General features: G+C 60.1%; 8 protein-coding genes and 1 pseudogene. 6 read left to right on the plus strand and 3 right to left on the minus strand.

All coding sequences use genetic code 11. The features are described 5' to 3' along the window. The 3 genes from CWO89_RS36155 to CWO89_RS47245 form a co-directional block, all read right to left on the minus strand. On the minus strand, positions 1 to 436 hold a 436-nt coding region (locus CWO89_RS36155), incomplete at its 3' end, for a class I tRNA ligase family protein (RefSeq protein WP_165421471.1). A gap of 170 nt (positions 437 to 606) precedes the next feature. Next, positions 607 to 1,368, minus strand: coding sequence for a CysS/YqeB C-terminal domain-containing protein (locus tag CWO89_RS47240; RefSeq protein WP_349644926.1), 762 nt, complete (start codon positions 1,366 to 1,368; stop codon positions 607 to 609). Continuing rightward, positions 1,271 to 2,077: a cysteine--tRNA ligase gene (locus tag CWO89_RS47245; RefSeq protein ID WP_245476735.1), complete on the minus strand. Its 807-nt coding sequence runs from the start codon at positions 2,075 to 2,077 to the stop codon at positions 1,271 to 1,273. Before CWO89_RS47245 ends, CWO89_RS47240 begins: the two co-directional genes overlap by 98 nt. Positions 2,078 to 2,357: 280 nt before the next feature. Between CWO89_RS47245 and CWO89_RS36165 the strand changes: the two genes are divergently transcribed. The 6 genes and pseudogenes from CWO89_RS36165 to CWO89_RS36195 all read left to right on the plus strand — a co-directional run. Continuing rightward, positions 2,358 to 2,687: a hypothetical protein gene (locus tag CWO89_RS36165; protein ID WP_130583182.1), complete on the plus strand. Its 330-nt coding sequence runs from the start codon at positions 2,358 to 2,360 to the stop codon at positions 2,685 to 2,687. A 561-nt stretch (positions 2,688 to 3,248) separates the two neighbouring features. Continuing rightward, complete coding sequence (locus CWO89_RS36175) at positions 3,249 to 4,349, plus strand: TOMM precursor leader peptide-binding protein (protein WP_130583184.1); 1,101 nt, start codon at positions 3,249 to 3,251, stop codon at positions 4,347 to 4,349. Further along, on the plus strand, positions 4,336 to 5,676 hold the full coding sequence (locus tag CWO89_RS36180) for a YcaO-like family protein (protein WP_130583185.1): 1,341 nt from the start codon (positions 4,336 to 4,338) through the stop codon (positions 5,674 to 5,676). Before CWO89_RS36175 ends, CWO89_RS36180 begins: the two co-directional genes overlap by 14 nt. Before the next feature lie 167 nt (positions 5,677 to 5,843). After that, complete coding sequence (locus tag CWO89_RS36185; RefSeq protein ID WP_207234645.1) at positions 5,844 to 6,506, plus strand: SagB family peptide dehydrogenase; 663 nt, start codon at positions 5,844 to 5,846, stop codon at positions 6,504 to 6,506. Next, on the plus strand, positions 6,499 to 8,790 hold the full coding sequence (locus CWO89_RS36190) for a tetratricopeptide repeat protein (RefSeq protein ID WP_130583187.1): 2,292 nt from the start codon (positions 6,499 to 6,501) through the stop codon (positions 8,788 to 8,790). The genes CWO89_RS36185 and CWO89_RS36190 overlap by 8 nt, the downstream gene beginning before the upstream one ends. Next, positions 8,729 to 9,223, plus strand: a pseudogene (locus CWO89_RS36195) (DUF1419 domain-containing protein); the annotation flags it as partial. The gene CWO89_RS36190 and the pseudogene CWO89_RS36195, both read left to right, overlap by 62 nt.

Consider the following 9,223-nt stretch of genomic DNA (forward strand, 5'->3'; position numbering starts at 1 on the left):
GAAACATCCATTGCACCCACCTGTAGTAGCGGGGTTCATGGTCGGACAGAATCCGTCGGCGGTCGTGGCTAAACCCGAGCCGCGAAAACACCCGCAGCATCTTGTCGATATTGCGCTGGACGAGCAGGGCCGGGTGGCTGCCGCTGTCGCGTGCTGCGTTCTCATTGGGCAGGCCGAACGCATCGAAGCCTGTTGTGTACAACACGTTGTGCCCGGTCATCCGACGAAAGCGCGCGATGACGTCGCCGATCGTGTAGTTCCGCAGATGGCCCAAGTGCAGCGAGCCGCTGGCAAACGGAGGCAATTCGACGATGAACCATTTTGTTCGGCCAGGCAATGGATCGGACTCGAAGATGCCGGCGGCCCGCCATTTTGCCTGGGCCCCTCGTTCGGCGGCTGTGTGATCTCGTCTCGCGTCACCCAGCCGTGACTGCATCGCGCGACCCGCCCAACAGCGTGACCCAAACCAGCTTTAAAAGATTGGTCTAGGGTTGTAGCAAATATGGAAATCAGTTACAAGTGGTGAACATGATTGAGTTGTGAGAGCTGTCTGGCGCCCGCTGTAATTGTATTCGGCAATAGTGGAATGGTGGAGACGGAGAGCTCCTATTGCGGCGGCTCGATGCGCCACTCCCAAATGAGTGGGTCTCCGTCCATAAGGACTACACCCGAATTCTCCAAGTCTGCGCGAATACGGTCCGCTTCCGCAAAGTTTTTCTCCGCCCGCGCCTTCCGTCGTGCCTCTACGCCGGCTTCAACGTCGGATTTCGTCAACCCGGCATAGGCCGGTCGAACTCGTAAGTCTTTGCGGGACAGTTCGCCAAGGTGAAGGCCCAGTGCTTCGTCCATCTTGCGTACAATCCGCAACCGCGCGGGCGCAGAAATCCTTTTGTCTTCAAGCGCCTGTTGCAGGACTGGGATGGCGCGGGGAGTCATCAGATCGTCAGCGATCTCCAGGGTGAATTGCTTGAGTAGGTCATTCTCGCGAGCGGTTGGCGTGGAGGGTGTTGTGGCTTGCGCGGCTTCCCGGAGTCCTTCGATCGTCTTTACCAGCCGCTTCAGTCGCGCAAGCGCCGCATCCAAGTTTGGGAACGAAAACTCCAGCGGGCTGCGGTAGTGGGCTTGCAGACACATGAGCCGGAACGCGGCCGGATGATAGCCGCGCCCCAGGAGATCTTCGAGCAGCAAGGCACCTCCTGTGGACTTCGAGAGCTTTCCGCTGCGATCAATCAGGAAGTTGTTGTGCATCCACACCGTCGCACCGGAATCCCTAGTTCCAGTATAGGCCTGATTCTGCGCAATTTCGTTTGGGTGGTGGATCTCGGGGTGATCGATTCCCCCCCGTGTGAATGTCAAAGTGTTCGCCAAGGTATTTCATGCTCATGACAGAGCATTCGAGATGCCAGCCAGGCGCGCCAGGCCCCCAGGGGCTGCTCCATTCCATCTGGCGTTTCTCGTTGGGTTTCGAACGGCGCCAAATTGCGAAATCGCCGGGATGACGTTTCCCCGCGACTTCCTCGATTCTCCCCTCGCCATGGCGCTTTTCCGAGCCCGCGAGGCGTCCGTAGTTCGGAACGGTCGACGTATCAAAGTAAAGCCCGCTTTCCAGCAAGTAGCAATTTCCGGGAGCGATCTTCTCGGCGAACGCGATCATGTCCGTCACATGTTGCGAGGCCAACGACCAGCGGGTCGGAGGCATGACGTTCAAGCGCTCCAGGTCGCGCCAGAAGGCCTCGGTGTAGAACCGCGCGATTTCATAGGCGGAACGCCCCTCCTTCGCGGACGCCTTCTCTAGCTTGTCCTCGCCGGTGTCAGCGTCGGATGTGAGATGGCCTACGTCGGTAATATTGATGATATGCGTGACCTTAAGACCCGCAAATTTCAAGGCGCGGCTAAGCGTATCGGTGAAAATGTAGGCGCGCATATTGCCAATATGCTGGAAGCTGTAAACGGTCGGACCACAGCTGTAGACCCGCGCTGTTCCTGGATGGAGCGGTCGAAATGTTTCGACCGTTCTCGTCATGCTATTGAAAAGTCGGAGCCTGGGGATCGTCCCTTCGGGCGGATCACTCGTCATCCAATGCTTCCTTACATGACATCACATGACATCAGTTTACTATCGAAAATTCACGGTCCAAGAAACCGCAACGTTTTCACGATAAATAATCCCATCATTCAGGTACATAAATGCTGTCCAAACGATTGTGCTCGCGCAATGCATGTTGACGCGCAGAATAGAGCGTCTCTATCAATGGTCGCGGTCATGGATACCACAATTAAAAGTTGACACCGGAGCGTTCAATGTTACTGTAATTTTCTACCCAGGTCCCAATGCAAGTTCTCGGGGAGGATTACACGTGACCAAACTCAGCGGAGCACCACTGCAGCAAGTTGAGAAGCACGCGAAGGCCTCGATAGAGCGGTCGACTAACGCGCTTCTGGCTCACAGTCGACAAGATATCGAGAAAGAATTCTTCGCCGCATTTACGGTGGCTGGAGGGGACTGGAAGTTCGCCAATCGCGACGACATGATTAAGCGCATCGGCGGCGGTCACGTCAAATATGACTACATAAAGACCGACGTAGAGAGCGTCGAGGCTCCGAGCGACCATGTCGCCATCGTCTCCGGGACACGCTCGGCTGCCGAGCGGCGAGCTACTTTGAACCTCGTGATACTCAATGGTTGATCATCTGGATCTGGGATTTCGCAAAATCAGACCGAGTATCCCCGGATAATAGTGAGGCGACTCGCATGCCAACAAAATTCGAGAGCGACTATACAGATTTCAACACACCTATCACCGGCCTCGGTGCGGACGCATCCAAGCTCACAACAGCCGCCAGCAAGCTGCTAGAAGGCGACCTGATTGCGTTGTCTTGGGGAAACCATACCACCCGGACAGAGTCGCTGACCGTCCGCGACATCCAGTCGATCGAGGAGGCGTTCGCAGCCCATCCGTTTCATGGTGACAGCAGATCGGGCTTGGTCGGAGCCCCCCCCTGCTGCTGTTGCACCGCACCGTGCTGCTGCACCGCGGGTGCGGTCGTGGATACGTCGGGAACTACAGTTGGGTTGCCCGCGTAAGGCCCTGAAACCTTTCGTTCCGAAAACTCTAAGGTCCACACCTCACAGCGTGTCTTTTATGGAAACTAAGGTCTAATTGATCAGGCTCTTTGGTCGAGACGATCACAGAGGTTCGACGCATCCAGCCGCCAGACCATTGGGGGAATTTCCCGGGATCGATTACATGAGTGATGTTGATGTTTTCATTCGTCTCTTGCCTTTCCAGCTAATCGAGTCCGGAGCAAGAGTTTTCATTCGACGAGGCGCCCGGCGTATCGCCTTTGAAGGCGATGGGATCGCGGACACGATTGCCAAACTCCAGGAGATGGCAACCGACAATTTCGTAAGCCGGCGCGATCTACTCGCCCCGTTCGCGCCGGTGCACCACGACCGCATCGTCGAGTTTCTGCGTCACCTCGCCAAGAATCGCTTAGTGAACGTACGGAACAGTGGCGGCGTCGGGCCGGAAGAGCCGGTGCCGTCGGAGACGCAAGAGGACGTGTTCTTTTGGCAGTTCGGGATGACTGGGAACGAAATTCGCCAGGTCACCGACTTCCGCATCGCTATTGTGGGCCTCAACCAGTTGGGCCTCGGCCTGCGCGATCGTTTGAGCGAATTCGGCAATTGGGCCACGACGCTCGTCGACGACATTCCCCTCCGCAATCACGCTATCGTCGAAGCGGCGGAAGAGTTGAAGCAATTCTGCGTAAAGAGCCAGCGCGCGGAGGAGGCGGAGGAGATCGTACAGAGTTGCACCCTCGTGGTCGCATGCGCTGAATTCGGCGGGATAGGCCTTCTCAAGCCGTGGAACGCCCTTGCTTTCCGACAAGGCAAACCTTTTCTGCCGGTGCTTATTGAGGATGCCACTATCCGACTTGGCCCGCTTGTGATCCCGGAACAGACGGCGTGCTTGGCGTGTCTGGACGTACGGCATAACTCCCATCTACGAGAGAAGGTGCACGACCATCGTCTTATCGAGGCCCTCCTGCCCCAGGGACAGGCCTTCGTCGGCGCGCACCCAGCGGTGACCGCCATCGCTGGAAACCTTGCGGCCTTCGAGATACTCCGGTTCAGCGCGAACCTGTCTCCGCGCCGTGTGGGCAAGCTCATCGAGATGAACCTCATGGGCTCGAGTATGATCGCGAGCCGCGTGTTGAAGGCACCACGCTGTCCCGTCTGCAGTCCTCTCCGCCACGCGAGCAAGGTGAACCTCGAGAAAACCTCCCTGAACCCAGAGCGCTGGGCCCAGGTCGAGGCGATGGGAGGGAGGAATGGCGCGGATTAGAACTGCCGCCAGCTTCGACCGGCTGAGCGCCATTTTAGGTTATCTCTACGATCCGAAAGTCGGCATCCTCGGTTCGATACAAGAGAACGACAGGGAGGCCGGCTCACCGGAATTCTTTCGTTACATGGCCCTCGCGGCGGACACGCGCGCCTTAAGCGGCTTTGAGAACTTCTCCGTCGGCGGCGGTGGATCGACCTCTCGCGACCTCGCCTTAGCAAAGGCCATCGGCGAGGCGATCGAACGCTATGTCGCGGCGATCTACGACCGGCGGGACCATCCAATTTACACCTATCGGTCGGCGCCTTTCCAATGTGTGCCGCCGGCCGACTTCGCGCTGTACGACGACCAGCAGCTCACCCAACCGGACTTCCCTTATCGACCCTTCACGGAGGACAGTGATGTCCGCTGGATGCCGGCCCGCAGCTTAGTCTCAGGCAAGAGCATCCATGTGCCAGCCTGCTTCGTCCACTTGCCCTATCTATTCTCGCCGGACGGTGACGAATGGCCGTTGGCGCAGTCAATCTCGACCGGACTTGCCTGCCACGATAGCTTCGAGCGCGCCGCGGCAGCGGGTATCTGCGAGGTGATTGAGCGGGACTGCTTCTCGATCACTTGGCAGGCCATGCTCTCCCGCTCCCGTATTCGACTCGAGAGCCTGGCCGACCACCAGAAGGACGTGATCCGCCGTTTTACCTCCGTCCGTTACAGCATCCACGTGATGGACATCAGCCACGACAACGAAGTTCCGACGATCCTCACGGTTCTGCGCGGCCGCCGGGACTCCGAGGCCGCACCGCTCGCGGTGGCGGCGGCTACCGACCTTAGCCCTGACGTCGCTGTCACGAAGTCGCTGGAGGAGCTGGCGCACACTGAACGCTATGTCCGTCAGTTGATGGTCGAACTCAAACGGATCGGCGAAGAATGTGACCACAAAAACGTCTACAGCCAAGTGAGCCATGTGAACTTCTGGACGTCGCCCGAACGGGCTGAGAGGGCAGCTTTCTTGTGTTCCTCGGCGACGGAGATCGACTTCAGAGAGCTTCCCGACCGGGCCACTGGCGATCCTGCGCGCGATCTCGAGACGCTGGTCGACAGGGTGGCTGCGACTGGACACGATGTCTTGGTCGCAGACCTGACGACAGAAGACGTCGCTGCGCTGGGCTTTCATGTGATCCGGGCCCTGATCCCGGGCTACCATCCCCTGTTCATGGGCTATGCGTCGCGGGCCCTCGGTGGGATCCGTCTCTGGGAGCTGCCACAGAAGCTGGGCTATCCCGGCTTAACCAGGGAGCATGGCGACAATCCCATGCCCCATCCTTTTCCGTAACCGAGACACCAAGCAAGGCGATGAGATCCGATAGACCAACGTGGGATGACCTAGTTTGGGGCACTGAGGACCTAAACCTGATCTGGGAGGCGTTCCACGAGAACTCTAAATCCACGGCCGTGGACGACGTGCTTCCCAATTACGCCGTCGTCGATTGGATGACCCGTATGAAGAATGCGCTGGCCTACGATGCTTTCGCGGCCATTCCCCTGCCGCCGATCGCCATTCTGCCGCCCTTCAGGCTTGGCTTGAGCGAGGCAATCTTGGCACGGCAAACCCCCAGCGGCATGGCGCCCGCGAGGATGTCGTTCGCAACGCTGGCGGCCCTTCTCTTTTACAGCTACGGCATCAACCGGCCCAACGAAGCAATGCCGTTCCCGCGCCCGCTCCGGAACGTACCGTCGGGCGGCGCTCTCTTTCCGCTGGAGATCTACTTCCATGCGCGTAGCGTGGTCGAGGGCTTAGCGCCCGGCCTCTACCACTACAATCCCGAGCAGCACTGCGTACGCCAGATCGTCAATCGGGACCTTTCGGAGGAGCTGGCCGGCTGTCTCTTTCAGCCTGAGATCGTCCGAGGTGCCGCGCTCTTGGTCGTCCAGACGGCGCTGTTCCGCCGCAACACGGTGAAATATGGGGATCGTGGCTACCGGTTCACGTTGATAGAGGCTGGACACGTCGCCCAAAATCTTAATCTGGTCGCGACTGCGCTCGGGCTCGGCGTTTGGAACGTCGGGGGCTTCCAGGACCGGGCGCTTGATCGACTCATGGGCATTGATGGCATCAACCATTCATCCCTCTACCTCCAGGCAATCGGGGAAAAGATTGACTGATCAGGCGCTCATCTCGAGCGGTAGTCTGCTTGCTCACCGTTATCGCACTGGAAAAGATGTGGCCCGGCTCGCAGCATCCCTGTCACGCGGAACGCCATTTATCGCCAGCGACCTCACTCTCGGAAGCTGGCGAGGCCATTGGGTCGCACGCGAGCTTGCAAATCAATTAGGCATGGACCTGCGAGCCATGCCGCGCCCTGCGCTGGGATCAATCGACGCGACGCATGCCAGCCACGCCGTGGCGCGCCTGATCGACCTGGAGGCGGCCGGTGACGCGACGATTCTGGAAGCCCATCTCCACGCTGCGGCCATTCGTGAGGAAGTGCTGCGCCGATCACTGCGTCTCGTGGTGGTGTTGGGCCCGTGCGCGCCCGAACCCTGGATGCCCGAGGACCTATGGTTGATCCGCTTCCTCGGTCGGGCTCTCTCCTCCACACCAGCCACCCTGGTGGTGTCGGTGCCCGCGGCGGCGCAATTTCCGCAGCTGGACGTCTGCTGGATCGAGACACCGGCAGTAGCCTCGAATGTTCCGTCCAACGGGGTTGCCCGGGCTGTAGATCCGTCGCGTCCGGGTCTGGTGCCGCCCGGCCGCGGGCGGAGCGACGAGGCTTGGCCGATCCTCGCGACCTTGGGCGGATGGAGTCTGCTGCTGCCAGAGGCGCGATCTGCGCCGGGACATGCATCGCAGGACGACGGGACCAGTACAGATGATGCCGAGTGGCTGGCCGCCTTCCGACAGACGACTCGCCCCGATGACCGCCGGAACATACCGACCCTCTCCGCCGGCGCGGCACATTGCTTCGCGGAGGGCGGCTATCATCAGGCGCTCCGATTGATAGAGGCCGCGCAAGCCGCGAGCAAAGACCCTGTCGGACGCGCTGTTCTGGAATCCCAGGCTCAGGCCATGAGGATCGCCGCCATGGATTTCGCGGGCGCCGCCGGTCGGCCGGACCCCGATCCCGCCCTCTCCGACGCGTTGTTAAGGGATCTCTCGATGAGCCGTGCTTGGGCCTTGGTCATGACAGGAAAGCCAGCGCAAGCTGAGCCTCTCTTTGCCCACGCGCGCCGCCTGACGAAGCCGGAAGGGCGCGACCCCTTCTGGCTTTACCTGCTTAATATCTCGGCCCTCAATAAACACCGCCTCGGCCACTTAGAGGAAGCGTTCTCCTTTGAGCATACGATTGAAGAGGCGCTGGCCAGCTTCGATCCACCAGATTGGCACATGCGCTACATTAATTCGATCAACTTGGCACGCCTGTACCGGTTCGCCGGAGAGTACGACCGGGCCCAAGGCTATTTTAAGAGTGCCTTCGCGATCAGCGAGGGTTTGCGGTCCGACAGCGACCAAGTCTACTTGAACCTATGCCAATCCGGCATCGAGGAAGCTATGGGCAGGCTCGCCGAAGCCCTCATGGCCAGATTCCGAGCCGCCCTGCATTGGCTATCGATGCCAGTTCCGGAAGCATTGGCGCCCCGTGTCGCGCGCGCCATGAGCGTGGAATCTGGCCTTGACTTGGTCGCCAGAGTCTCGGCCCATCTGGAAGGTACCCTGACTACACTCCTCGAACAAATCGGTCCTCCATTCTCGGCGCTTGTTGACGTGCCCTTCGCCGGCATGCCGGTCTTTCGCCATGTGACATCGGACCCGGAGGGACCTCTGGCAATGGCCATTGGCGGTCCGGGATGGGGACTGCTGGCCCGCCAAGACCGGCCGCTGGGCGATCAGGTACGACCCGAGCAACAGCCGCTTGCTCGGCTCGTAGCGCGTCTCGTCACTCTGCTGAATCCCGACTCCGAGCTGTCGGATTCGACAAGCCTGATCCTCGACCCCTGCTTCGGAACCGAGCTTCCCACGACTTGGTGCGAACTCGGCGCCCTGGCGGTACGACATGGCTGTCGGGAAGTACGCTTCCGGGATCGGCGGATGACGCTCGACGGCGGCCAGATCGCCAGTGCCGAAAAGCGGGGGCACATCGAGATCGGACCTGGCGTCGATGGCCTTGCACGTAATGACACGGGCCTCCTCGTCACTTTTCGCCGCAGCCGCCAGCCTATCCTTGTCGACACGGCAGATGGTCATCTCATGGAAAGAGCGCTAACGAGACGTTCTATTCCCGATCTGGCCGCCAACCTGGCTTGCTCCGCGAAGGAGATCGTCTCGTGGGCGAGGCGTCTAGAAAAGAGCGGCCTGCTGGTTGTCAGACCCGCGATAGACCATGGCCGAGGGAGAGGCTCAGCAGCTCTTCGCTGGCGAGTGGTTCGAGATCGCGGAGTCCGAGCATGATTACATGCTTGACATCCTGCCGCCGCTTTGGATGCGCGGCGATATGTTCGCGATGCGCGAATTCATCACGGGCAACGTCACCAGCATCTTCTTCGCGCTTCCCATCGACGGAAAGCGGCGCTGGTTCCATGGCTATTGCGATCTTTCCGATCGGCTGTCGCCGGAGCGGATGAAGGCGGCGATCATCGAGCGCGAGTCACGGCCCGTGCGCGCGATGACGCGCGACGAGCGGCTTGAGCACATCTGGTCGAGCACGCATGACGATTATCGCGCCTATGCCGGTGAGCGCTGGCCGCAGGCCATTCGCGGCCGCCGCACGGTACTCGTCTATGCCGGCCAGAGCGGCACGGTCCTGAAGCTGCTCGACGACCTCACCGAGGCAGAGATCGCGGCCAAGCTGCCGGTGCAGTTCCGCCATCTGCCGGAGACGGTC

The organism is Bradyrhizobium sp. Leo170 (genome assembly GCF_004296405.1).
Classification (GTDB): Bacteria; Pseudomonadota; Alphaproteobacteria; order Rhizobiales; family Xanthobacteraceae; genus Bradyrhizobium.